The sequence below is a fragment of the Sphaerochaeta halotolerans genome (assembly GCF_003429665.1).
GTDB lineage: Bacteria > Spirochaetota > Spirochaetia > Sphaerochaetales > Sphaerochaetaceae > Sphaerochaeta > Sphaerochaeta halotolerans.
In genome coordinates, this window is sequence record NZ_QUWK01000010.1 from 1 (window position 1) to 25,191 (window position 25,191).

Sequence of the window (25,191 nt, forward strand, 5' to 3'; positions counted from 1 at the left end):
AAGATCCTCACAGCCCTTAAGGATGGCAAATCCGATGCTGTATTGGAGGAACATACGCAAGCAGACGAAACCTTCACCCAATTGAGCACCAAGGGTAACAATAATGCCTACAACAACTTGCATCGGGGAGAGCCGGTTTTCAGGGAGCCTGATTACAAGAAAGTCAGGAAATCCGGACACAAGCATGCAAGAGGATCGTGCAGCAGCACCAGGGGATTGAACCAAGGTCTTGTATGCACACCTTTTGCCATAGGGGGAAACGACATTTGCTGGGGAAAGCCCTCAAATATGGGAGGTCCAAGTTCCGATGACCTTGATTCGGTATATGCTGGGCATCTTGGCGAATCAGTCATACTGGTCACCGATGCCTCAACAGCAGCCAGAAAATATGCTGAAGACAAGGAAATCCCTATCATCCAACTGAAAAGCAAGACGGAATCCAGACAAGGCAAGCATAACCTCCAGAAAGTCAACAATCTCCACTCCTCCTTCAAGCAGGATCTGGGAGGTTACAAGGGTGTCAGCACGAAATACTTGGAAAACTATGCCAACCTGACCATATTCAGGCAGGAAACCCCTGGGATCACGGTCATTACCAGAACATCACTGCTCACTGAAAAACTTAGAAACGTCTCCAAGGTAGCAAGATGGAAGGACCTGAGAGCTAAAGACTATCCCCCATTTGTCTATGAGGTGCTTGATACGAAGCCAGGAGATGCAATTTCAACATGAATTGTCAAATAGAGCCTAAAACAAAGTTTGAATATTCCGGGCGTATTTACAGCACCAGTCCGGTCTTAGGAAATCACCTTTCCGCTTGACGGGAATCACAGTTCCAATAAGGAAATCACCTGCCTTAGAATGAATGCATGCACATACGTGCAAATTCATTTTGAGGAGGTCAACATGACCCACTATCGAGAATCCTTAGGCTTACCGCTTTGGGATGTTCACAGCGTGAGATATGTGCAAGTGCAAGCGTCTCACAGAAAACGGTTGTCAAGGTTCAGAAGCAAGCTTCGAAGCTTGGCATGAATTGGTCGCTGGATGATTCAGCTACGGATAGAATCCTGGAGCAGAGATTGTTTCCAAAGGAACGGGCTGTCTCCGCCAAGAGAATGCCGGACTATGAATACATCCGCAAGGAGCTGCTTCGGAACGGAGTGAACAAGAAGCTACTCTGGACAGGATCAAGTACGACGCCTACAAGATCAACATCCAAGCGGTGGATGAAAACCATGACAGGTTGGAAACGGTAAGGTGTTTTTACCTTCCCACGGTAAGAACTTTACCATATTTTCGGTAAGCAGTTTTTAGGCCCTTGTGGTAAGGAATATTTGATATGATGCCTTCTAGGTTTACACTTTTCAAATGACAGGTAGCCGTTTAGAAGACACTTTCTCAGTATCTCAGTCTCCTTAAGGAGACACAATTCAAAGGACTGCTACCAGAAGAGTTTTCACTTCTGCTCCTGTACATCTTCAACCCTCATTTCTTCTCCGTCAATACTTGCCTCCTTATTATTTAGAGATTGGGACAGGATAGGTGCCCTTGGGATTCTGGAGCCTGAACTGAAGAGGGGACTGGAAGCCCAGTTTCTCTTTGGGCCGTTTCTTGTTGTAGAACTCGATGAATTCAATCACGGCAGCCATCACATCCTTTTTCGGGATTCTCCGGTTCTCGACGTTGCTCTTTCCAAATCTGCAATACAGGCACTCTGTCTTGATCACTCCATTCAGGGACTCCATCGGAGAGTTGTCGTAGCAGATTCCCGTACGTCCCATGCTCATGAGCATGCCAAGCTCATTTATCAGGTCCTTATAGATGTATGCAGTATAGGTCGTACCGCAGTCAGAGTGCAGGATCACCCCTTCTGTTGCCTCAAGCACATCCCCCAGGTCCCTAAGGGTATCGGTACAGAGCCTTGCATCCACGAATTCCGAGAACCTGTACGCATGGACCTCTGCATTGAAATAATCCGCTATGGTATTCAGGTATATCGTCTGCTCCAGGCACGGCAGATACGTAATATCCTCCATAAGACGCTTGAAAGGCTCAAGTGCGAAGAAGTCCCTGTGGATGAGATCCGTGGGAAGAGCTTTCTTCATCTCTCTCCTTTTGGCATAGACCTCTTCGGAATACCTCTTCGGTCTCACTGTGGACTGCAGGTCATTCTCCTTCATGAGCCTTCTGAGGCGTTTCCAGCCTATCCTCTTGCCTATCTCGCTTTCAAGCAATGGACCCATCTTGCGGTATCCTATACTGTCGTGACAGTCTCTCTGGATCTTTCGGATCGCTTCTACTATGCACCTGTCTTCAATCTGCTTTGGTGAATCCTGGCTCAGATACTTGTAATAACCGCACCGGGAGACTCCTGCAATAGCACAAAGGCGCCTTACGTTCCTTCTTCCTCCCCCGATGCTTCGCTCGATTGCGGCAAAACAGTCTTTTTTTTACAGGCCTGGTCCTCTCCTTGAGGATCCCGTTCAAGTTCTCAAGAAAGGCCACCTTGTCCTTAAGGTATTCAATTTCCCTTGCCTGAGCCTTGCATTTCTTTGCAAGTTCCTTGTCTAGCTGCTCATCGACCATCTGGGCCTCCCATGCGATATCCGACGAGTGGCGCCCCTCCTCAAGGGTTTTGGCGGCCTCATTGATATCCTTCTGGGAGTAGTATAGCACCATAAGGCTGTCCTTGGCCTTATACCAGTTCTGGACAGTGGACAAGTTCCTGTTGAACTCTATGGAAGCACGATGGACACTGAGCCCGGCGTCTATGGCCATGATGCATCGTATCTTCTCCTCCAGTGGAACCGTAGGATGTTTCCGTTGAACCTGTTTTATCGGTTCTGTGGGTTTGAGGGATAATGCATAATCTGCCCTTAGCTCATCCTTGTGTTTCAGCCAATAGTGGCATGCATCAGCATGAGGGATGCCTACAGCCCTTGCTGCTCCTGCAATTGATCCCATTTTCTCGAATGCGTCGAGAAACTTGATCTTCAGTTCAAGTGTATACCGTCTGTTACCCATGGGGCCTCCTTCTGTCTCCAGAAACGGCCCGTCGATCAAAAAGTGTCTACCAAACCGGACTCAGATCAATTTTAGTCTTTACGACAAGGAGTCTAGAAGAAGTTAGCACTTCTTGCCCAATCATAATCAACCTCTTTTAGTTGTTCAGAGGAGAGCATAGGATAGAAGATAATTCCATTTCCTCTAGCAAAGTAGAAGCCATTATCAATAATTTGATATGAAAATTTAGTATCAAAAGAACGATCCACAGTCTTGGTGATCTTATCCTTATTGCTCTGTATAGTGGCAATACAATCTTTTAAGTGATCAAGATCTCGCTCATACATGCTCCCAATATTACCAGTATCTTCTTTCTCATTGAAATCGATAATACGTATATCGGTGAATATGATTGCAGGAACTGTAATTTTCTTGGTGGTATCATTAATAATATAATCCGCTAACATGTCTGGTTCCAAGGAACTAACAACAAGTGGATGAACAGGACAATGTTCTTTATAAAGTCCGTATCCTCTCCAGTTGCTAGGCGTTTTATAAGGAGCCGCTTCCAGACAAAGCGTAGAACCATCCTTATTTACTAGGTAGATATTCTTATACTGTTTAAGAGGAATATGCTCAATCACTCGATATATCGATAAATAGAGCGAATGTTTCACCTCTCCGCTTGCATGCGTCACACATTTTGCTTTTGCATATTCCCAATCGAAATAATCACCAAATTCACCCTCAACCTCAGCGAACATAAGGCGTTCGGCAGAGCCTTTCTTTGAACCTCTAGCCATGTAAGCCCCGAACGCTTTTGGCTCTAACTGACTAGAAATGAGAGCTTCAATAGGTGAAAAAACTACGTAGTAATAATACATACCTACACTCCTTATTTTTTTAATTCATGAGAAGTGAAAACAAGTTATACTTACTAAAAATAGATACAGCTATTAAGGAAACAACTGCCATAATTTTAATGAGAATATCGAGAGAGGGGCCAACTGTATCCTTTAAAGGGTCACCTACAGTATCTCCTACTACAGCAGCTTTATGAGCATCAGAACCTTTGCCGCCGAAGTGTCCATTCTCCACATATTTCTTTCCATTATCCCATGCACCACCTGCATTAGCTGTATAAAGAGCAAGCATAACTGAAGAAATCGTTGTTCCAATTAATAAGCCACCAACAAATTCAGCGCCAAAGAGAAAACCTGTGAAAAGGGGAGTTAGAACGGCAATAAGAGCAGGAATCTTCATTTCAGATAGAGCTCCCGCACTACTTATACTTATACACGTTTTATAATCAGGAAGACTTGTTCCCAATATAATACCAGGATCTGCTTTAAACTGTCTTCTTACCTCTTGAACCATTTTTCGTGCAGCATTCGCAACAGCTCTTATTAATATTCCGCTAAACAAATAAGGAAGAGCTCCTCCTACTAAAGCACCAACGAGAGTAAGAGGATTTACCATATTTAAAATCATGGCTGCACCATGAACAGCATTTTCACCGGCTTGTGCATAGAGATAAGAAGAAAAGAGAGAAAGAGCTGCAAGAGTTGCAGAACCAATAGCAAATCCTTTTCCAATAGCTGCCGTTGTATTTCCAACAGCATCTAATTCATCAGTAATACCACGAACATCTGGATGAAGTTTTGCCATCTCACTAATACCGCCAGCGTTGTCAGCAATCGGTCCGTACGTATCAACAGACACGGTAACAGTGACAAAACTAAGCATGCCGATAGCTGCCATAGCTACACCATACAGGCCAGCTGTAATATTTGCTGCAATAATAGCAACCCCTAAGACCATCACCGGACCAATCACAGAAATCATCCCAACACTCATTCCTTCCGTAATGGTAATGGCCGCACCTTCTACACTGCTCGCTGCAATTTTCTGTGTTGGTTTAAAATCATAACTTGTAAAATATTCAGCCATTTGTCCAATAACAATACCACTTACAATACCAAGAACAGCGCAAACCCAAGGAGAAAATGCTCCAAGTGCGAATCCTATAGTATCTAGCGCTTCTCCTTTAAATACGAAATATGAGATAAACCCAGTAGAAATAATGGTTAATCCTGCGCCAACAAATGTCGCAGCATTAAGTTCTTTATGTGGGTTGGAAGACACTTTCTTTACGAGTAAGTAGAGAATTCCTACCATTGAAGAGATAATGCCAACAGCGGCAACAAGAAGAGGAACATAAATAAGTTTAGAGACAAGGCTCGCCTCTATTCCTCCCTGAGAAAAATAGATATAAGCTGCAAGAATCATAGCTGACACTAATGCTCCTACATAACTTTCTAGCAAGTCGGAACCAAGACCAGCAACATCTCCAACGTTATCTCCAACGTTATCAGCAATAGTGGCTGGGTTTCTTGGGTCATCTTCAGGTATTCCTGCTTCAGTTTTTCCGACTAAGTCAGCCCCCATATCGGCAGCCTTGGTATAGATTCCGCCTCCAACACGGTTAAACATAGCAATAATCGAACAACCTAAAGCATAGGCACTTATTGTCATAGTAAAAGGAATATCACTAATACCAAGCCAGTTGGTATGAAATTTAAGATTTTCAGGAGCAACCTGTTTCAAGAGAACCCCAAATACCAGGTAAACAAGAGCAAGTCCAAGAAGAGCAAACCCCCCAACAGAGAGACCCATAACAGACCCCCCTTTAAAAGCCACACGTAATGTTTTTCCTAAACTTTTAGTATTGCGAGCTTCATTCGAGACTCGTACGTTACTAATTGTCGCAATATTCATTCCAATCCAACCTGCACTGGCACTCATTAACGCACCAAATACAAAAGCTATGGCACTACTGGGAGATACAACAATACCAAGTAGTATCGCAATGAAAATCACAACTTTTAAAATAAGGGAATACTCAAGAACCAAGAAAGCTCTTGCTCCTTCCTGAATTGCAGCAGCAATTTGTTGCATCTCTAGTGTTCCTGAATCCTTCCTTTTCACTCCATAATAGTTGATTACGGCAAAGGCTAAAGCAGCAATAGCTACAATGACAATAAATCCTATCATATAACTCCCTCTTATACATGAGTGTAAACTATAATGCATGAGATATCAAAGAAGATATCTCGTACATGATAAACCAAAATCACGTGCAGCGGGGGATAAAATGCAGTGAATTTCCTTCTCCTCCAGATATCGGTTCAGCTCTTGGATATATGCCTTCTCGGATGCTCCTTCACATACAATGATTATGTTTCGATTTCTTACGTACATCAATGAGCCTTCCCGGTTAAATATATGAATGGGGGATTCCAGAAAAGGTTCCATCAAGATATTGTTTCCTGAAGTTCGTCACATTCCTTACTCCTTCGAAGTCAGATACTCGCTTGAAAACTGTCCCTCTCTTCAATGTCCTGTTCACGATTCCAATCTCTGATACCCGCATCATGTCCTGATCCATGATATCTGTATTATGTGTGATGAAAATTAACTGCGCATTTGATATGTTGTATCTCTTGTCTTTAAACATCCTTACAATCTCAGCAAACAGATACGGGTGGAGGGAGTTCCCCAGCTCATCAATTACAAGTATGTTTCCTTTTCTCAGCGCAGTTAGTACAATTCCGAGCAAACATGCAACTCGCTGAGTTCCTAAGGATTCTTCTCTAAAATTGAACTGAACCTCATTTCCAAGAACATCTTCGTGATATGAGTTGATCTCAGTTGCCGTGACCATTTTGTTGGAGATGCTGACTTCATACTGGCTTCCCGGAAAGGCTTTGACTTCCTTTCCCAGCTCGTCTCTCTTGTACTCCATGCGAGTGATATCGATATCCAACTTCCGCAAGATTGTGACAATATCATCAAAGGCCCTTTGTGTATCTATATCAGAGTTTGTATTCGCCAATCTGTCTAATCCAAAAGAAAATGGGAAGTTGTTGCTAGGATATACCTCAAGGTTATTGGTGATGAATCCATATGCAACTGTCATGGAGTCGTTCAGACCCGCATAGTTCTTCCCGACTACAGAGAGGAAAGGAATCCTGAACAGCCGCTGCTGATCAAGGCATTCAACCGAAAATATGGTGTCCAGCTTCTTGGATGGATATACTTCTGTTGCCAAGGCTGTGAACGACGTGGTCCTGTTCGCAATGGAAAAGACAATCTCGCTGTTCTCCACCAGTCTTTCATCGACGATTTCCATTCCGTCGACTTCCAGAGAATACAGGAACCTCCTGCCATTCTTGAGAAATTCGAGCGCGAACGAGGTGATGTCATTGTGGGGATGCAATTTGTTGGGCGAAATATCCTTTGGGTTGTAACGGTCTTTGATGATCCTGATAAGCGACGCGAACGCTTTTACAATGTTGGATTTTCCCGAGGCGTTCGCACCGTATATGGCCAGGCATGGGATGGCCCGGACGGCACCTTCCTCGAGGAATGGCAACAGTTCCATCTGCTTGTATCCATTCGGGGCCTTTTTTTCCGCGTACGTCATGGGGAGAGTGAGGTCGAGGACCGATCTATTATTTTTTATTTGAAAAGATAATAACATGCTTACGCTCCTTAGGGGCTTGTTCACAGTATCGCGCCAAACTACCTGATAGTCAAGATAAACATAAAAACTGTTTATATATTTCTTGGATAGATTCTCTTTCGATCCAGCAGGGAATAAGAAGTTGAATTCAAGCAGCACCATCAGTACTAGGAACCAGATCCGATACCTCGAGAAGCTAATTGGCGAAGGGAAAGGCAATGAAGAAGATTCTTCAGTCATAACGTTCTGATTCAGATACCTGGAAAGACACAGTGAAGAGGGAATCGTCATTCTCGAATAACGGAGTGCAGTCATGGAAATTGCGGTATATATACCCCTTGAACCTGTTGACGGACTCCCCACTATATGTGATACCACCAATTTCTGCGATATCATCAGGATACTGGGGAATGAAAGGTATCAATACCTCAGGGCAAGCCCTGGACTCAGGAGGCGTTGTCTCCTTTTCCGCCCCAAGGGACGGGGTATCTCACCTTGCTTTCCCGGCACTCGCTCCAGAGAGGAAGCATCATGCTGATTCCTTTCCTCTCGCTCCGTTGGGGAATGAATTTCTTCAAGTTCAGCGTGTACTTGCTATCCATGGTACTGCTACTTTTAATCTCATAGGGGATAAACTTCCTCAAGAACCCCCTGTAGTTCCTGAAAAAGTACAGCTGGTCGCTCTTGTCTGCATTGTAGCGCGCTTTAACCGCCTCCATAACAATCATATTCTCAAAAAGATTGCTCATGAGAGGGTCCCGATTCATCTGGGCAGGAGTGCTGATGCCGAGAAGATGTGCAGCAAACCCGACATCACAGAAATAGATCTTTGGGGTCTTGAAGATTTGGCTTGTGCGGGAGGTGGACCAGGGCCTGAGGATATATGCCAGATCCGATGCCTCAAGAATGGAAAGCCAGGAACCTATTGTCGTGCTACTGACACCGACAACGCCACTCAAGGCCGAGTTGTTGACCAACTGGCCACACCTCCCACCGACGCAACATCCCGCTCCACGTAAGTGGTAAGGTAGCTCCAATAGTTGTCGGATAGGCACGAATCCAGAGACCAATTGTTGATTGCGGTCCAAGACAACTTTCATACATACGGAGATATCAAGTGTTGGTCCAAATCTCCGTAATACTAGTAAAAAGCAATTGTTCTATTACGAACCTAAGGAGTTTCTTTCTAACGAATCCAGAAACAGTTTCGTTGGCACCATGCAGCACTACCACTGAATCCGAAACATTCTGTTTTGAATCTTGTCGCCCTTAATACCACGTTATGTCAGATTACAAAACAAGACCGTCAGCCAGGGGCATTTCCCTGATTACCGACGGTCTTGTGAACATGAATGTGTCGAGAAAATTAATCAAGATGCGAATCAGTGTATGTGGCCGTGTTCCAGCTCTTCCTCGGTAGCATCTCGTACATCTTCAATCTCAACATCGAAATGAAGCGTCTGTCCGGCAAGCGGGTGATTGGCATCCAAAGTAACAGTATCGTCCTCAACTTCTTTGATTGTTAATAGTTGGATTTGGCCTTCTTGGCTTTGGGCCTGAACAGTCATCCCCACTTTGATTTCACTTCCTTCAGAGAACTGGCTTTTGGAAACTTTTACCATCTGGGTTCCATCATACTCGCCGTACCCATCCTTGGGTTCCACAGTTACTGATACCTTGTCTCCCTTTTCTTTCCCGTACAGCTCTTTTTCCAGCCCTGGGATGATCATTCCAGTACCGACAATGAACTGCAGCGCATCACTGTTTTCAGAAGTATCGAGAACTGTTCCCTGGTCGTTTTTCAATGTGTAGTTCATACTTACTACATGTTTGTCAGAAATCTGCATATTAGCCACCTCGAAAATTTAGATCACAATCCATTATTCCAATACAGAAATCGGTCATGACCGTGTTTTCACCTTCATGACTTGATCCCGTATAAACAACCTTCTATAAAATTCAAAATGAATGGATTTATAGTGGATATAAAAGACTGTGTTTTAGAAACCTACTAAAAAAATCACTAAACGGGAAGGGGGAAGGGCATATTTTACCACGAAGCAATTCGTTTCCAGAAAGAACTGTCACAGAACAGAAAGCCCGTCCTTTGTAATTGGACGGGCTCTCTTGCCTTTACCTGTTCAATGTATCAGTGGCTGTACCTTCTGCAAGTTCTGCAGCTATAGCAAACGTCTCACTGAGGGTAGGGTGAGGATGAATGCTTAGGGCAATATCCTCGGAAACAGCACCCATTTCAAGCGCAACTACAGCCTCAGAGATAAGCTCCCCTGCATTCTTTCCGCAGATTCCAGCTCCCAGCAAGCGTCCTGTCTTTTCGTCATAGAGTGCCTTGCTGACTCCGTCTGTTGCGACAGCACTCAATGCCCTACCATTCGCCGTCCAGGGGAAGGAACCCTTCTTGAAGGCTATTCCCTTCTCCTTGGCCTCAGTTTCGGTCAGGCCAACCCAGGCGACCTCAGGGCTTGTATAAGCAACAGAGGGAATTCCCATGGGAGTGAAGGCAGAAGCTTGTCCAGATGCCACCTCAGCGGCCACCTTGCCTTGGTGACTGCTCTTATGGGCGAGCATCGGGTCTCCTACAACGTCTCCTATGGCAAACACATGGGAAACATTGGTCCTCAGCTTTTTGTCCACTTCAATCCATCCACGGCCATTTGTCTTGATAGTCGTGTTCTCCAGTGCAATGCCATCAGAATTGGCTTTCCTTCCCACTGCTACAAGCACAGCATCAGCTTCGATGGTTTCAGGCGCATTGTCTCCCTTTAGATGGAGCGTAAGAGATTCTTTCTTTGCTTCCACCTTCTCCACTTTCGTGGAGGTATAGATGGCTTCATACTGCTTCTTGAGCTTCTTCAACAACGGCTGCTTGAGATCCCTGTCTGCAGGAGGGATTAAGGAATCCATCATCTCGACAATGGTTATCTTTGAGCCCAGGGCGTGGTACATGGTAGCCACCTCGAGCCCTATGATCCCTCCCCCTATGATCGCGAGCCGCTTAGGGATGTGCGTGAGCTCCAAGGCTTTTGTAGAGTCCCAGATGCGTTCATCCTCGTAGGGGATACCTGGTATCTGTACTGACCTGGACCCGACAGCTATGATCAGGTCTTCGAAGGTAAGCTTCAGCTCTTCCTTGTCGGTCACTACCATTAGCTCAGTATCAGAGAGAAAGGTTCCAACTCCTACAATGCGTTCGATCTTCCTAGCCTTGTAGAGCGAGTCCAGCCCAGAGGTAAGGGTATGTATAACCGAATCCCTATGGGCTCTGATCTTCTCCAGGTCAAAGGTAGGCTTACCAAAGGAAACCCCAAGAGGTGCGAGTTTCTCAGCCTCTTCAATCACTTCAGCAAGGTGCAGCAGGGTCTTGGAAGGGATACAGCCTACATTCAGACATACGCCTCCCAATACTGAACTCTTTTCAATGATGGTTACCTTTCTCCCTAAATCTGCGGCCCGAAAAGCCGCGCTATAACCTCCCGGTCCTCCTCCGAGGACCACGAGATCTGTTTTCTTTTCTTGCATCTGTACACACCTCCTTAGAGTAGTACTCGTCGCAAATCGCCTAAAAGTGAGGCAAGATACGTGGTAAAGCGAACTCCAGCAGCACCATCAATAACCCTGTGGTCATAGGCAACAGAGAAGGGGAGGATGTCACGGGGTACAAATTCCTTTCCATTCCATACCGGCTTCTTCGAAAGCCTTGAGACTCCAAGAATGGCAACCTGCGGTGGGTTGATAAGAGGGGTGAACGCAGTACCACCAATCCCTCCGAGGCTTGAGATGCTGAAAGAGCCTCCAGAGAGGTCCTCCGGCTTCAGCTTTCTGTCTCGGGCACGTTGGCTTGTGGACACAAGCTCCCTCGCAATGTCTGTAACGCTCTTCGTATCTGCATCCTTGAGGACCGGTACGATCAGGCCCTCGGGAGTGTCAACAGCAATTCCAATATGATAGTAATGCTTGAGAATCAACTCACCACTGTCCTCATCAAAGGAAGCATTCATCTCTGGGAATTTCTTCAATGCTGCGACAACAGCCTTGACGATGAAAGGGAGAATGCTGATATTCACAGGATCGTCACTTCTCTTCATCTCTTCCTTGATCGATTTCCTCAAGGCTTCAAGTTCAGTGACATCAGCCTCATCATACTGGGTGACATGAGGGATAATCTGCCAGCTCTTCTGTAAATGTGGTCCAGAGATTTTCTGGATACGGGAGAGCTTCTTGCGTTCAATCTCCCCATACTTTGAAAAGTCCTCCAGCTCAATCTTGCCAAAGGAAGCTGCTGCTCCGCCGCCACTGAGCGCCTTCTTCACCAGAGCCTGCACATCTTCATGAAGGATTCGCCCGCTCGGGCCGCTCCCTTTAACCTTTGCCAAATCGACTCCGAGTTCCCTTGCATATTTGCGTAGGGAAGGGGTAGCGTGGTAGACAGCACCTGGTGCCTGCTCATTGATAAGGTCTGATTTGTTTTCTTGTTGAACCGGTGTCGGTTGTACTGCCTCAGCAACCTCTTCTGGCTTTTCCTCTTCCACTTTTACTACTGGTTGCTCTTTTACGGGCTCTTCATCAGAACCTTGCTTCCCTTCCTCTTCCACACCTTCAGCTGCGACCTCGATCTCCGCTATCGGGGAGTCCTTGGAAACAAGGTCTCCCTCCTTGACCAGAACCTTGGTGATGGTCCCTGCAAACGGAGAAGGGATGTCAATGACAGCCTTCTCACTTTCAAGAGCTACTACTGAGTCTTCAACGGAAAGAACATCACCGATCTTGATATAGACATCAATGATTGGTACATCAGAGAAATCCCCGATATCTGGTACTAGAATTTGTTTTATAGCCATAGTGTATCTCTCCTTAACTCAGCAATGGGTTGGGCTTGTCGACGTCAATAGCATATTTCTTAATCGCCTCACTTACTTTCTTGACAGGAATCGTGCCTTCGTCTGCAAGGCCTTTGAGTGCTGCAACAGCAATGTAGTACCTGTCAACCTCAAAGAATTTTCTGAGTGCCTCCCTGAAATCCGATCTACCAAACCCATCAGTACCCAGAATTGTCACCTTCTCATTGGGGATGAGCCGCCTAATCTGTTCAGGGTAGGCCCTGAGATAGTCGGTGCTTATCACAACGGGCCCGTCATGGCCCTCCATACTCTTGGTGAGATAGGGAACCTTGGCTTCATCTTCCGGGTGGGTGAGGTTGTAACGCTCAGCTTCAACACCGTCACGATGCAATTCATTGACCCCAAGGATGCTCCAGATGTCCGATTCCACACCAAAGTCCTTTGACAGGAGTTCAGCTGCAGCTATGACTTCTCTAAGAATTGTCCCGCTTCCCATCAGCTGTACCACAGGATTCTTGTTTTTCTTTGCCTTCTTGAAAAGGTAGGCACCCTTCTTGATTCCTTCCTCAGCTCCCTTAGGCATCTCTGGATGGGTGTAGTTCTCGTTCATCAGCGTAATGTAGTAGAAAATGTTCTCATTATCTTCATACATGCGCTTCATTCCATCCTGAATGATCACAGCAAGCTCATAAGAGAATGTGGGGTCATATGCCTGACACGTGGGGAGGGTGGATGCCAAGAGCAGCCCATGCCCGTCCTCATGCTGCAGACCTTCCCCGTTTAGGGTGGTCCTTCCTGCGGTAGCTCCCATCAAAAAGCCCTTTGCCCGACTGTCTCCTGCGGCCCAGATGAAATCACCGACCCGCTGGAAACCGAAAATGGAATAGAAAATGAAGAACGGAACCATGGAAACCTGGTGGTTTGCATAGCTGGTGGCGGCCGCAATCCAAGAGGACATCGCACCAGCCTCAGAAATTCCCTCTTCCAGAATCTGTCCTTTCTTATCTTCGCGATACCAAAGGAATGATTCCTTGTCTACTGGTTCGTACAGCTGTCCGTCTGGGGCATAAATGCCAATCTGCCTGAATAAGCCCTCCATGCCAAAGGTTCGAGCCTCATCGGAGACGATGGGAACAACCCTTTCCCCAATATTCTTGTCCTTTACCAGTTTGGTAAGCAGACGGACAAATGCCATGGTAGTGGAAAGCTCTCTTTCCCCAGTAGAGGCAACCATATCTTCAAAGCTTTTCATTGTAGGAACGGTCAGCTTTTCGCTATCCTTATAGCGGTACGGAACAGGGCCTCCCATCATCTCACGTCGCCTTGCAAGGAATTTTCCTTCTTTGCTTTCAGGGTCTGGCTTGATGAAAACCATGTTTTTTGCCTGTTCGTCATCGATGGGTACATGGAAATGGTCCCTGAAGGCGAGAAGATCCTTCTCTTCCATATGCTTCAGGTTATGAGCTCCCATTGCACCCTCTCCGCTTCCCATACCGAAGCCCTTAATGGTATTGAAAAGAATGACGGTGGGCACTCCCTTCTGGTTTGATGCCGCATGGAATGCCTGATAAATCTTTCTGGGGTCATGGCCTCCACGGCTCAACTGCCAGAGATCCTTATCCGTCTTGCCCTCGATGAGGGATTCAAGGTATGCATCTCCAGAAAAGAGTTTTTCACGCAGATATGCAGGCCCTCTAGCCTGTAAGGTCTGGAACTCCCCATCAACCATATTTGCAAGTTTTTGTAGGAGCATTCCCTTTGTATCTTTTTCCAGGATGGAGTCCCACTCGGTTCCCCAGATAACCTTGATTACATTCCATCCTGCGCCTCTGAACTTTCCTTCAAGTTCCTGAATAATCTTTCCATTGCCGCGAACCGGCCCATCGAGACGCTGCAGGTTACAGTTAACCACAAAAATGAGGTTATCCAGTTTCTCCCTAGAGGCAAGCGAAAGCGCTGCCAGGGACTCCGGTTCATCAGATTCACCATCACCCATGAAAACCCAGACTTTTCTGTCTCCATTTTTCTTCAGGCCCCTGGAATCCAAATATTTCATGAAGCGTGCCTGATAAATTGCCATTGAGGGACCAAGGCCCATTGAGACAGTCGGAAACTGCCAGAATTCAGGCATCAGGTAAGGGTGAGGGTAGGAAGAGAGGCCATTGCCCCCTGTCTCCTGTCTGAAATGATTCAGTTGTTCTTCACTCAGCCTTCCTTCAGTAAATGCCCGGGCATACATGCCTGGGGATGAGTGGCCTTGGAAGTAGATCATGTCCGCACCGTGTTCGGCTTCTGGTCCCTTGAAGAACCAGTTGAATCCTACTTCATATATTGCAGAAGAGGATGAGTAGCTAGCAATATGCCCGCCCAATCCTTTCCCCTCTGCGTTAGCCTTGGCTACCATTACCATGGCGTTCCAACGGACAAACGCAGATACATTTCGGGCAATAAGAGACTCTTCCGGCGGAATTACCGCACTAGTGTCAACTATAGTTGTATTAATATAGGGGCTAATGACCCCGGGGGAGGTGGTAACACCTTTGTTACGGGCAGTTTGGGTAAGTTCTGAAAGCAAATAATCAGTTTTCTGGTTGCCTTCATTTTTTATTACACCCTCCAGCGAATCCAGCCAATCTTTGGTCTCTTCAGGGTCTGGATCATGAAAAATCTGTTTACTCATACATTTCCTCCGATAGTGAGTGTATGCAATTCAATTCAAAAACAACAGTTGAATGTTTGTTAAATATACTATCGAATTAGTAGAAATTCAACATGAGAATGTTTGGGAAAAAGGGAAAAAGGCAAGTTTAGAATTAAAAAAGTGTAGTTATGATATAGATTTGTGTAAATGTTGTATAAAATAGAGTTTTTTGCAATCAAATGTAGGTAGTAGTGAAACAGATTACAGTATTGGAATCTCTTTTGGGGTCTCTGATTAGAAATAATGGTATGTAAATGTCAAACAAATAGTAAATACAAAAAAACAATAATTAAGTCTTCTTCATTTATGACGGTATCGTCTGATAGAAATGACAGAGTCGTTAGGCCACGATGGAGAGCCAGGTGCCCCCATCATCTGGAAGGGAGAACATTCAGTAGCTCCGAGTAATCCGAATTGAACTTGATATGGTTATAGAGTCCGCTTACTGAAAACTTGTAATTGATGACTGGTCCAAACATTTCTTGTAAGAAATAAGTTAATGAGCAAGCTTTACCCTGCAGATGATAATAAACTAAACCACGAATAGGGAAATCTACAATAGGTACGTGCCTTTTACTCGTGCTGTCGTTCGAGCCACGTTAAATTAGTATAGTTAAGAGGATTTACATCAGCATTGTTCAGCATACGGAGAGCTAGGTCCATGATTCGCTCACCATACCCTTCGGGATTGTAGTGTACGCACCCAATGATTGGTGAATCTCTCAATTTCATCAGTTCTTCAATCTGTCTGGTGTGGTTCTGCCCGACTATAATCGTGTTCTTGCCCTCGCGATACTGCAGGATTATGTCATAAGAAGCAAGCAGGTGTCGCAGGTTGAATGCCATAATCAGCATGTGATCTTCCTTAGGGATATCCTTTAGTAGCTTTACAAGTTCCTGGGTTGGATTGTTTGTGGGATGTCCCCACTCAATCATGTGTAAAGCATTGTGGTTCATCTCAATTTGTGAACCGATAAATTCAAGCGCGCTTGAAATCCTAAGTTTTGTGATTGGTTCATGTCCGTATTTACCCAGCACCAACAGCTGTTCCAACTTGCCATCCCAGTGTTCCTTAATGTACGCTGCCGCATGCTCACCTGCAATTCTTCCAGCGGTTGCATTGTTCGCTCCAAAGTAGATTGCTCCTGGTGCCATGTAGTCTACTGAGATAAGACGGATATTCCGTTCGAGACACTTCTCCCCTATGTACATAAGAGACTCCATGCAGAGACTATAGTCAATAATCAGGTCAACTCGCTCGTCGAGGAGGATATTGAAGTTATCGACGGTTGAAGTGTAATCGCCATTGCACTCGCGGATTACCAAAGAGATGGAGTTGCACGCCCGGATTGCATCCAGGAGGCTGTTGTGTACCGCTTGGACAAAGTAGTTTCGGTCTTTGTTCACTAAGAAACCAATTCGGTGCTGTTGCTGGCCTGCATTACGATAGGTGAAATCATGCCCGCAAATCACAAGAGGGTCTTGCCGTGCAAAGAGTATGTTAGCACGGAAACTACCTATGCCATCGTCGATAAGCACTTCCTGGACCTTTGAAAGGAACTTGCGATGGTCGAACGGATTGTTCCCTTGTAAGTCGAGGAACTTTGAATCGAGGATGATGTAGATTCTCTTGGCACGTCGGCACACAGCCTCAATCGTTGCGATATCATCCCCGTTATCAAGAAAGAACGTATGGGCGGCATAGGAACTGCAGCAGATGAAAGCCTTGTCAATTTCGACCGATTTGTCCAACTCTTTCGATTGAACGAGACGGAAACGACGTTCTTGAATGGAGACAGAACATCCGGTCGTCATAACCGGATAAGCATAATTGCGCGATTGCAAAACCTCGAGCGTCTGCATACTATTGGTAAGTATCATAATATTGGAATAGGGTGGAACCGAAGATGCGACAAACTGAGAAACCTCACCCGAATCGAGGAATATTCGCTCTCCCGGACTGATATGCATGATTGTATGTTGGCCGAGAATCTTGATGCGCGCAGGGATTTCCCTATCAGGTCCCTCCAAGGTACCGACAGAAGATACAAAGAGGGCTGCGGATCCGTGTTTCCGGATGACCTTCCCCTCCAACTCAAGTGTAGCGAGGTCGTTACGTAACGTGATCACCGAAACCTTCAATTTACCAGCCAATGTAGTGATACGCATTTCCTTGTTCTCTCCAAGGAGCTGAAGGATGCGGTGGTGGCGTTGTGCTTTTGAGAGGACTCCCAATGATTCCAATACTTCCGCGTTTTCACGAGTATTCTTGTATCGGATCTTTCCATGCTCACGAATAATCAACCCCGATGCCTCCAATGGCAACAGTTCCTTACGTATCGTCTCCCTGCTCAGTTTGAACTGCTGAGTCAACTCCTCCATTGTACAATACGTTTTTCTGGTAATCTTCTTGAGTAGCATAAGCTTTCTCTGACTCAATTCTTCCATGAGATGATTCTAACATGGTACCCAGAGATAAACAAGGATAAGTATTCGAAACATATAATGATAATATAAATACATAAATTGATAATATATAATGAATAAAGGATATAAATTTGCAATAAGCTTGCAAATATATTGAAAGCTATTTGTTTGACTTATTAGGAAAATCACCGCAATAATGAAATTGAAAATGGATACCAACAAAGTAATATGGCGTGGAGGATCATTAATGCGAATTGAAAGGCGAAGGCCCCTTGTAGCAAATATAGGCCTACTCGGTGTGGGGCATGCAACATATTGGCATCAGTTCGACGGACTATTAGAAGTCATGCACGAAAAACAGCTCAAACTCCGCAAAAAATTGGAGAATAATAGCGTATCAGTAATAGATTTTGGTTTGGTTGATTCCTCGGAAAAAGCATACGAGGTACTGCTGAAGGTACATGCTGCCGACTTGGATGTTCTGTTCATCGACATGCTTACCTATGCTACCTCGGAAACTTTTGCCCCATTGGTCAAGTCCTTGACTATACCGATAGTCTTGGTCGTACTACAACCAGTGAAGGCGATGGATTATGCAAACGGGACCACCTTTTTACAATTGTGCAATGATGATATCTGCAGTGTACCCGAATTCTGCAACGTCGCAGTCCGAATGGGCAAGAAGACACCCCCGGTGATCATAGGAACACTCGAGGATGATCCTGAAGCTGATGCGGAAATTGCTTCTTGGTGCAGAATTGCCCACGCAATACATGACTTGAAGCATGCTCGCATCGGATTGATGGGCCATGTGCTAGAAACAATGTACGACATGCATGTGGATCCGGCACTCATCACTAAGACTTTCGGGTGCCACGTGGTCCCCGTGGAACCGGACGATGTAATGCGCCAGTACCGCAAGACTTCCGACGAGGAGGTTGATGCTATGAAGGGTCGTATCCACTCGTTTTTTGATACACCTGATCCCGCTTCTGATTCCATTACATTCATGCTTCGAGAAGATGATTTGACACTTTCTGCGAAGGTTGCGGTCGCACTTGAACGGATGATTGATGAACGTAAACTTACCGGATTGGCGTATTATTATGAAGCTGAAGAAGGCTCAGAAATGCGCAAGCTGGTAACCAATTTTATCGTAGGAAATTCGTTACTCACCTCCGCAGGATTCCCAATGTGCGGCGAATACGACCTCAAAACCCTGATGGCAATGCTGGTTATGGATCGCCTTGAGATTGGGGGAAGTTTTGCAGAGTTCCATCCAATGGATTTCAAGCGCGACTCGATTCTGGTCGGTCATGATGGACCACATCATATTAATATCGCCGACCGTGAGCCGGTGTTACGCTCACTGAGCAAGTATCATGGCAAGCCTGGCAGCGGTGCTGGTGTTGAGTTCAAAATTAAAGAGGGGGCGATTACGATGCTCGCAATTACAGTAAGCAGCCAAGGAAACTTAAAGTTCATCGTAGCTGAAGGCGAATCGATGGCCGGCGCTATTCCGCCAACCGGGAATACAAATACTCATGGGCACTTCAAACCCAACCTGAAAACATTCCTTCATCGTTGGATGGCTGAAGGGCCGACTCATCACTTTGCGTTGGGCGTCGGCCACCATGCGCAAGAGATTTCCTCGATTGCGAATGCGTTCGACATCGAATGTGTAACCATCAGCACAACGTAATGAAAAAGAGACCTTTTGGAGGGGCTAAATGAAAAAAGTAAAAAACATATTGGAGAATATCATGAGTGCCGAGGTACTGATTGGTGCTTTTCTGGTGATTGTGATGGTCTTTATCATGGTCATGGAAGTAATCATGCGCTATATCTTCAACAACCCGATTATATGGGTGCAAGAGTTTGTTATTATGATGTTTATCTGGATCACCATGCTCGGTGGTAGTGCCGCTTTGATGATGAAAACACACGTGACAATCACGACTTTCAGCCAATTTTTCAGTGACAGATGGAAGACAATCTTGCAGTTGTTGGTCAGCTTGATAATCATCGGTGTACTTATCTACCTTGCGATGACGCTTCCGGATTCAATAAAAATCCAGAACAAGACACGTACATCCTCGATGCCGATCAATATTGCAAAGGGTCATTATTATTCGACCCCGTTGCTCATCGCCGTGATCCTTATGCTCTTAACGCAGTTTTATTATGTATACTTTGAGGTGAAAATGTTACTCGGTAAGGCAGTCCCTGAGGACTATCTGCTACAAATGCGTCCGATATTCAAAGCACACAAGGTCAACGGGGAGGTGGACGTATGAATTTCTCTTGGTTAATTATATTCATTTTCATCGCGGTTTTCCTGGAAGTTCCTGTCGCCTTCTCATTCATAGCTGGTACGGTCGTCTACTTGCTAGTAGGGCAGACTTATCCCATTACAGTTGTAGCGGGTCGCCTAGGCCCCGGCTTGGACAGCTTTCCGCTTCTTGCATTGCCGCTGTTTGTGTTTGCAGGAAATTTGCTAGGCGGCTCGGGGATTGCCAAACGGATATTCAATTTCGCCAACAGCGCGGTCGGGCATATCCCAGGAGGGTTAGGTCACGTAAATGTCCTCTCCTCAATCGTGTTCGCCGGCATGTCCGGCGTCGCTATGGCCGACGCTGCGGGCCTTGGAAAGATTGAAATGGAGGAGATGCAACGCCACGGGTACCCGGTACCCTTTAGTGCTGCAATTACGGCTGCGTCAGCAACCATCGGTCCTATCATTCCTCCTAGCGGGCAGATGGTCATCATTGCAGTGTTGGCAAACATCGCGTTGGACAAACTGTTTTTGGCAGGGTTTGTCCCTGGCCTGATGCTCGGTGTATTCCTGATGGTTACCATCTACTTTATGGTGCGTAGCGGGCATGTGAAAGTCGACGTGATGCCTAAGGAACCGTTCTCTGTACGGCTCGCCAACTTCTTCAAAGCAGTTCCCGCACTTGCAGTCCCAATCTTCCTGATAATTGGGTTGGTAACCGGTGTTGCGACCCCGACTGAGTTGGGTGCGCTTACCTGTCTATTTGCTATTATACTGGGAATCGCTTACAAGGATCTCACGTGGCATTCGTTCCTCGAGTGTGCAATAGAGACTGCGAAGACCACCGGGATATTAGGCATGCTGCTCTTGGTAGCAAGCCCCTTTACTTGGTTGATGGGGGTGGGGAATGTCGGTATTCAGTTACAGAACTTCATGATGGGGCTGACCACCAACCCTGTTGTGTTTCTACTATTGGCGAACGTGGTGCTTTTAGTGGCTGGTATGTTAATGGAAACAACTGTTGTAGTACTTATTGCTGCTCCAATCATGTTCCCTATTGCAGCAATTTACGGCATTGATCCAATCCATTTTGCGATAGTAATGTTGATCAACCTGCTGATGGGTACGCTTACACCGCCATTTGGTTCCTTGCTCTTTGTGATGATGAACCAGACCAAGCTCACTCTCTCGCAAATGTTCCGGGCGGTTGCTCCCTTCTACTTTCCCTACCTGGCGTTCTTGGTGTTAATCACGTTCGTCCCTTCAATCACGACTTTCGTTCCAAGACTGTTCGGGGCTTAATCGTGTGTATATTGCATTAATTTTCCAAGGAGGAAAAAAATATGAAAAGGATTATTGTTATCGTACTCATGCTTTCGTTCGTATGCTCGACCGTATTTACTGCGGGTACTACAGAGCAGCAACAGGTAAAGACCATTACATTGGCTACTGGTGATGCAATCGGTTCCATGAGGAACCTTGCGGGCGAGTATTTCAAAAAGGAAATTGAAAAACATCCTGAGCTGAACTTAGAGGTGAACCACGTCCAAGGTGCAGTGTTAGGAACCGCAAACCAAATCATGGATCAAGTTGTAGAAGGCTCTGTCCACCTGTTTGGCAACGATATCGCGTGGATTGTCCCCTATGATCCTGATTTCCAGCCGATCAGCTTTGGGTTCATGTTTCGTGATGTCGATCACATGAATGCTTATTTCAAGAGTCAATTATTCCTGGAACTGGCGGATAAGGTGGCTAAGGACAACGACCTACGTATCCTCGCCCCCGTTCCGATGGCCTCAAGGATGTTCTTCTCCGTCAAGCCTTTGAAGACCATTGATGATTTTAAGGGTCTTAAGGTTCGCGCACCCGGTCTTGAGATGTTTGTCAAGTCCTATGAAGCATACGGCGCAAGTCCTACAACCGTTGCTTGGAACGAAATCTTCCTAGCACTGAAGACCAAACTAGTCGAGGCTGCCCACGGCCCGGTAGCAGACGTTATCGCGAACAAGTGGCACCTTGCTGCACCATATATCACGCGTACAGAGGATATGTATGCGGCAAATGCTTGGTACGTGAACGAGGCGTTCTGGCAAGGACTTAGCGATGCGCAACGCAAAGGAGTTCAGGATGCTCTTGAAACAACCAATGTATGGTCGTTCGAACAAACCAAGGAATTGGAGCAGGAACTGATTGACCAGATGGTTTCAGAAGGTGCCATCTACAGTGCGACATTTGCAGACCGTGAGAAGCTACGTGTTCAGGCAATTAACGCCGTGAAGAAACTAGAAGCCTCCGGAAAATGGTCTGCAGGACTGGTGGATGCCATCCAAGCGATTGAATAACCATTGACTACATAGAGCAAATTGGCTGCTGAAGGGTTCAATCATTTCGGCAGCCACTTGTTCTCTGAAAGTGGACTTTTAGATTACCTACGACTGGCATAGGTGGCCGTTTTTTTAACAATAAACCCCTCTTTAGCACAGTATTGGTACCCAACTGCAAATGGTGTGTTAATTTGAGTATTTATTTCGATAACTGAGCGAAATTGAGGGTTTGAAAACCCTGCTGAGCAGAGTATCAATCTTTTTATATAGGTCAATCTGAGCGGATTGACGATACAGGCAAAGAGGTTTATTCCAATCATGCCCCCTGTATGGAATCCTGATTACCATTTATCTCTCATAAAAGCATCTATAATGGGAGAGTAAATATATCCGTGGCAAAATCATGGAGGCCATAGGAACCCGCGACAGCATCTTGCGATTTAGGTGAGGGATATAAGTGGTGTACAGTCAGTAGCATGAAACACACATTGAAGGCTCATGCTTAGTGAGTCCGATAATTTATCAAAAAGTCACATGGAAAACTCATTATAGACCCCAGGCCTTAAGCCCTTCACTTGCTTGATTCCCTACATTTGAGTATCTTTAAAGTGTAACCAATAAACTACTTATATTGGTAACCAAGGAAGGATACGTATGAACAGAGAACAACTTACTCGCATGGCAACTGGAAAAGGTTTTATCGCTGCATTGGATCAAAGTGGCGGCAGTACACCCAAAGCATTGTTGCAATATGGAATACCAGAGGACTCTTATGCAACTGATAAGGAAATGTTCGATCTTGTACATGCAATGCGCACGAGAATCATCACGAGTCCTGCTTTTACCCAGGCCCATATTTTAGGAGCTATTCTGTTTGAAGACACTATGGACCGAACCATTGAAGGAATTCCAACCTCTGAATATCTCTGGGGGAAAAAGGGAATTGTACCATTCCTGAAGGTGGACAAAGGGCTTGCTGACCTTGCTGAGGGAGTGCAGTTGATGAAACCCATGCCCGACCTTGAGCCCTTGCTTGAGAGAGCAGTCGAGCAGGGAATCTTCGGCACCAAAATGCGTTCAGTCATCAAGGAAGCTAATCCCAAGGGTATCAAAAAGATTGTTGAACAGCAGTTTGAAATTGCTAAGGTCATATTGAAAGCCGGTTTGGTTCCAATCATCGAACCTGAAGTGGATATCCACAGCATGGACAAGCAAGCATCTGAGAAGATTCTGAAAACTGAGATTGCTAAACACCTAGCTCTCCTCAATGATGAAGACAGGGTAATGCTGAAGCTCTCCATACCTACAGAACCAAACTTCTATGCTGAATTGCAGAAAGAAGAGCATATGATTCGTGTGGTGGCTCTCTCAGGAGGCTATCCCCAGAACAAAGCAAACAAACTCCTTGCAAAGAACCATGGGCTCATTGCCAGCTTCTCAAGGGCACTTACGCAAGATCTGCATGTAGACCAGAGCGACGAAGAATTCAACAAGATGCTAGAAAATTCCATCAAGGCAATCTATGAAGCTTCTATAACCTAGGAGAGTAGTGCACAGAAAGATTCATGCATTGCAGACACAGCACATACCGCTCGGGTAAGACCAAGAGAACGAAGCAAAAGACTGGGCTTCATAGGCGAATCTTGATTTCATAGAACAGTATGTAAATTGCCATGTATCGATTCCTCATGGTTGATGAATCTCCCATACAATACATGCCTTTCATTGAGTGTAATTTATTACAGAGATTATGGTTTTTCTACGATTGAACTCTATTGGACAATGTGTAATCTAATCTTTTCTGAACGTGAAGTAATAAAACCCAAGAGAACTGCTTGTGCGACCAGGGAGCTACAGAACAATTCCAGCTCAAACTGTTCAATACTTCCTGTTGTACCATGTAACCCGATTTTGATCCTCAGGTAAACCTATAGGGGGAGCATGACGAAGAGCAGAAGAATAGCTGTACAGAGTTTTCTTTTTGCTACTTCTCTTGAGCATTGAAGAGATACACAAGAGTAGAGAAACTAAAAATAGTCTTCTAAGGCATGAATCACCTGAATATACTGTAAAACTATTGCTACTATGGTTACACTTTGCTCTCACTTGGAACTGATCAGAAGAAGATCTGTAGGACCTACCTATATCATTATATTATAAAAAAGTATACAGTGATTATTGGTCAGTAAGACCAAAGACAGGAAGGTTACGAGGAGTTTCTATGAAAAAAATGATACTTTTAGCTGCAATCATGATAGGCGCAATGGGAATGGTATTTTCATCTGGATATATTGGAGGAAGTGCTATCCTCCAGAGAGATACATTTGAATACGACTATGGTGATTATGTCTTCAATCAGGTAGGGTTTGCTATTGGTGGAGCCCACTATTTGAGTGAAGAAGGAATCTTTGGACTCGGATATCACGTTGGTATGGGGCAATCTACCCCTACGTTGGTTACTTCTTTGGGGACATTCGAAGGTGAACCTGAAATGGTTTTCAATGCGAGCCTCCTAGCACAACTCAAGTTTAAGCTCAGTGAAACATTCAGTTTGGAGACGGGTCTTGGGTATGGATTAACAGGAACCGGTGATACCGATTCAAGTGAGGATATACAAATTTTCTACGTATCAAAAATTGAGACAAAAGTAGGTGTTCTCTTTGCAGTTTCCGATACGTTGCTCCTGGGAACCGGAGTCAAACTTGGGTATCCTATCAATGTCATAGACCAGAAAACAACCGATAGTGGCACGTCATCAAGCACGATATCCTTCGATAATGGATTCAGTGTTGGTGGGTATCTTGGTCTCAACTTACAGTACTAGTGTAGCTGAATAGAAAATCGATGTTTTTAGGGGGAGCTGTTACAGGTTCCCTCTTTTTTCATTCCCCAACGGAGCGAGAGGAAAGGAATCAGCATGATGGTTCCTCTCCCGAGCGAGTGCCGGGAAAGCAAGGTGAGATACCCCGTCCCTTGGGGCGGAAAAGGAGGCAACGCCTCCTGAGTCCAGGGCTTGCCCTAGGGTATTGATACCTTTCATTAGGATATGTCATTCTGAACCTAGAGCGGAAGAT

At 45.5% G+C, this 25,191-nt stretch carries 19 protein-coding genes and 1 pseudogene; 8 read left to right on the forward strand and 12 right to left on the reverse strand.

The window, feature by feature from the left end:
* Nucleotides 1-732 (forward strand): annotated as a pseudogene (locus tag DYP60_RS14280) (hypothetical protein); the annotation flags it as partial.
* 209 nt (nucleotides 733-941) lie between these two features.
* On the forward strand, nucleotides 942-1,259 hold the full coding sequence (locus DYP60_RS09930; protein ID WP_117330857.1) for a hypothetical protein: 318 nt from the start codon (nucleotides 942-944) through the stop codon (nucleotides 1,257-1,259).
* 261 nt (nucleotides 1,260-1,520) lie between these two features.
* Here the strand turns inward: DYP60_RS09930 and DYP60_RS09935 are convergent, their stop codons facing one another.
* The 11 genes from DYP60_RS09935 to DYP60_RS09985 form a co-directional block, all read right to left on the reverse strand.
* A complete protein-coding gene (locus DYP60_RS09935) occupies nucleotides 1,521-2,432 on the reverse strand; it encodes an IS3 family transposase (RefSeq protein WP_117330858.1) in 912 nt (303 codons plus the stop codon).
* Nucleotides 2,317-3,027 carry a hypothetical protein gene (locus DYP60_RS09940; protein WP_117330859.1) on the reverse strand — a complete coding sequence of 237 codons (711 nt, stop codon included), beginning with the start codon at nucleotides 3,025-3,027 and terminating at the stop codon, nucleotides 2,317-2,319. The genes DYP60_RS09935 and DYP60_RS09940 overlap by 116 nt, the downstream gene beginning before the upstream one ends.
* 92 nt (nucleotides 3,028-3,119) lie before the next feature.
* Nucleotides 3,120-3,890, reverse strand: a complete 771-nt coding sequence (locus tag DYP60_RS09945; RefSeq protein WP_117330860.1) for a hypothetical protein — start codon at nucleotides 3,888-3,890, stop codon at nucleotides 3,120-3,122.
* Between the two features lie 19 nt (nucleotides 3,891-3,909).
* Nucleotides 3,910-6,060 (reverse strand): sodium-translocating pyrophosphatase, encoded by a 2,151-nt coding sequence (locus DYP60_RS09950; RefSeq protein ID WP_117330861.1) that lies wholly within the window; start codon nucleotides 6,058-6,060, stop codon nucleotides 3,910-3,912.
* A 223-nt stretch (nucleotides 6,061-6,283) separates the two neighbouring features.
* Nucleotides 6,284-7,927, reverse strand: a complete 1,644-nt coding sequence (locus DYP60_RS09955; protein ID WP_117330862.1) for an AAA family ATPase — start codon at nucleotides 7,925-7,927, stop codon at nucleotides 6,284-6,286.
* Between the two features lie 50 nt (nucleotides 7,928-7,977).
* Nucleotides 7,978-8,631 (reverse strand): DUF4143 domain-containing protein, encoded by a 654-nt coding sequence (locus DYP60_RS14770; protein WP_117330863.1) that lies wholly within the window; start codon nucleotides 8,629-8,631, stop codon nucleotides 7,978-7,980.
* Between the two features lie 282 nt (nucleotides 8,632-8,913).
* Entirely contained in the window at nucleotides 8,914-9,378 is a 465-nt protein-coding gene (locus DYP60_RS09965) for an FKBP-type peptidyl-prolyl cis-trans isomerase (RefSeq protein WP_117330864.1), read from the reverse strand.
* Nucleotides 9,379-9,664: 286 nt separating this feature from the next.
* Nucleotides 9,665-11,071 carry a dihydrolipoyl dehydrogenase gene (gene lpdA / locus DYP60_RS09970; protein WP_117330865.1) on the reverse strand — a complete coding sequence of 469 codons (1,407 nt, stop codon included), beginning with the start codon at nucleotides 11,069-11,071 and terminating at the stop codon, nucleotides 9,665-9,667.
* Between the two features lie 14 nt (nucleotides 11,072-11,085).
* Complete coding sequence (locus DYP60_RS09975; protein WP_117330866.1) at nucleotides 11,086-12,390, reverse strand: 2-oxo acid dehydrogenase subunit E2; 1,305 nt, start codon at nucleotides 12,388-12,390, stop codon at nucleotides 11,086-11,088.
* Nucleotides 12,391-12,403: 13 nt separating this feature from the next.
* The gene (gene aceE, locus DYP60_RS09980) at nucleotides 12,404-15,070 is read right to left on the reverse strand and encodes a pyruvate dehydrogenase (acetyl-transferring), homodimeric type (RefSeq protein ID WP_117330867.1); all 2,667 of its coding nucleotides are present in this window, start codon (nucleotides 15,068-15,070) and stop codon (nucleotides 12,404-12,406) included.
* Between the two features lie 594 nt (nucleotides 15,071-15,664).
* Nucleotides 15,665-17,539: a DeoR family transcriptional regulator gene (locus DYP60_RS09985; RefSeq protein ID WP_117330868.1), complete on the reverse strand. Its 1,875-nt coding sequence runs from the start codon at nucleotides 17,537-17,539 to the stop codon at nucleotides 15,665-15,667.
* Nucleotides 17,540-17,765: 226 nt separating this feature from the next.
* On the opposite strand from DYP60_RS09985, the gene DYP60_RS09990 reads away from it, so the two are divergent.
* The 6 genes from DYP60_RS09990 (at nucleotide 17,766) to DYP60_RS10015 (ending at nucleotide 24,941) form a co-directional block, all read left to right on the forward strand.
* A complete protein-coding gene (locus DYP60_RS09990; RefSeq protein WP_202384372.1) occupies nucleotides 17,766-19,220 on the forward strand; it encodes an L-fucose/L-arabinose isomerase family protein in 1,455 nt (484 codons plus the stop codon).
* 28 nt (nucleotides 19,221-19,248) lie between these two features.
* Nucleotides 19,249-19,815, forward strand: coding sequence for a TRAP transporter small permease (locus tag DYP60_RS09995; RefSeq protein WP_117330869.1), 567 nt, complete (start codon nucleotides 19,249-19,251; stop codon nucleotides 19,813-19,815).
* The gene (locus DYP60_RS10000; protein WP_117330870.1) at nucleotides 19,812-21,095 is read left to right on the forward strand and encodes a TRAP transporter large permease; all 1,284 of its coding nucleotides are present in this window, start codon (nucleotides 19,812-19,814) and stop codon (nucleotides 21,093-21,095) included. Before DYP60_RS09995 ends, DYP60_RS10000 begins: the two co-directional genes overlap by 4 nt.
* A 41-nt stretch (nucleotides 21,096-21,136) precedes the next feature.
* Nucleotides 21,137-22,135: a TRAP transporter substrate-binding protein gene (locus DYP60_RS10005; RefSeq protein WP_117330871.1), complete on the forward strand. Its 999-nt coding sequence runs from the start codon at nucleotides 21,137-21,139 to the stop codon at nucleotides 22,133-22,135.
* A gap of 636 nt (nucleotides 22,136-22,771) precedes the next feature.
* Nucleotides 22,772-23,659 carry a fructose bisphosphate aldolase gene (locus tag DYP60_RS10010; protein WP_117330872.1) on the forward strand — a complete coding sequence of 296 codons (888 nt, stop codon included), beginning with the start codon at nucleotides 22,772-22,774 and terminating at the stop codon, nucleotides 23,657-23,659.
* A 679-nt stretch (nucleotides 23,660-24,338) separates the two neighbouring features.
* Nucleotides 24,339-24,941: a hypothetical protein gene (locus tag DYP60_RS10015; RefSeq protein ID WP_117330873.1), complete on the forward strand. Its 603-nt coding sequence runs from the start codon at nucleotides 24,339-24,341 to the stop codon at nucleotides 24,939-24,941.
* A 39-nt stretch (nucleotides 24,942-24,980) separates the two neighbouring features.
* On the opposite strand, the gene DYP60_RS14285 is transcribed toward DYP60_RS10015, so the two are convergent.
* Complete coding sequence (locus DYP60_RS14285) at nucleotides 24,981-25,157, reverse strand: hypothetical protein (RefSeq protein ID WP_160525619.1); 177 nt, start codon at nucleotides 25,155-25,157, stop codon at nucleotides 24,981-24,983.
* Between the last annotated feature and the right edge of the window lie 34 nt (nucleotides 25,158-25,191).

Excerpts from the sequence above, each read along its gene's own strand:
- DYP60_RS09975 (WP_117330866.1), bottom strand. The coding sequence starts at position 12,390 with ATGGCTATAAAACAAATTCTAGTACCAGATATCGGGGATTTCTCTGAT.
- DYP60_RS09965 (WP_117330864.1), bottom strand. The coding sequence starts at position 9,378 with ATGCAGATTTCTGACAAACATGTAGTAAGTATGAACTACACATTGAAA.
- DYP60_RS10005 (WP_117330871.1), top strand. The coding sequence starts at position 21,137 with ATGAAAAGGATTATTGTTATCGTACTCATGCTTTCGTTCGTATGCTCG.
- DYP60_RS10010 (WP_117330872.1), top strand. The coding sequence starts at position 22,772 with ATGAACAGAGAACAACTTACTCGCATGGCAACTGGAAAAGGTTTTATC.
- DYP60_RS09995 (WP_117330869.1), top strand. The coding sequence starts at position 19,249 with ATGAAAAAAGTAAAAAACATATTGGAGAATATCATGAGTGCCGAGGTA.
- DYP60_RS09990 (WP_202384372.1), top strand. The coding sequence starts at position 17,766 with ATGCGAATTGAAAGGCGAAGGCCCCTTGTAGCAAATATAGGCCTACTC.
- DYP60_RS09940 (WP_117330859.1), bottom strand. The coding sequence starts at position 3,027 with ATGGGTAACAGACGGTATACACTTGAACTGAAGATCAAGTTTCTCGAC.
- DYP60_RS09950 (WP_117330861.1), bottom strand. The coding sequence starts at position 6,060 with ATGATAGGATTTATTGTCATTGTAGCTATTGCTGCTTTAGCCTTTGCC.
- aceE (WP_117330867.1), bottom strand. The coding sequence starts at position 15,070 with ATGAGTAAACAGATTTTTCATGATCCAGACCCTGAAGAGACCAAAGAT.
- DYP60_RS09945 (WP_117330860.1), bottom strand. The coding sequence starts at position 3,890 with ATGTATTATTACTACGTAGTTTTTTCACCTATTGAAGCTCTCATTTCT.
- DYP60_RS09955 (WP_117330862.1), bottom strand. The coding sequence starts at position 7,927 with ATGATATCGCAGAAATTGGTGGTATCACATATAGTGGGGAGTCCGTCA.
- DYP60_RS14770 (WP_117330863.1), bottom strand. The coding sequence starts at position 8,631 with ATGAAAGTTGTCTTGGACCGCAATCAACAATTGGTCTCTGGATTCGTG.
- lpdA (WP_117330865.1), bottom strand. The coding sequence starts at position 11,071 with ATGCAAGAAAAGAAAACAGATCTCGTGGTCCTCGGAGGAGGACCGGGA.
- DYP60_RS10000 (WP_117330870.1), top strand. The coding sequence starts at position 19,812 with ATGAATTTCTCTTGGTTAATTATATTCATTTTCATCGCGGTTTTCCTG.
- DYP60_RS10015 (WP_117330873.1), top strand. The coding sequence starts at position 24,339 with ATGAAAAAAATGATACTTTTAGCTGCAATCATGATAGGCGCAATGGGA.
- DYP60_RS14285 (WP_160525619.1), bottom strand. The coding sequence starts at position 25,157 with ATGAAAGGTATCAATACCCTAGGGCAAGCCCTGGACTCAGGAGGCGTT.
- DYP60_RS09985 (WP_117330868.1), bottom strand. The coding sequence starts at position 17,539 with ATGGAAGAATTGAGTCAGAGAAAGCTTATGCTACTCAAGAAGATTACC.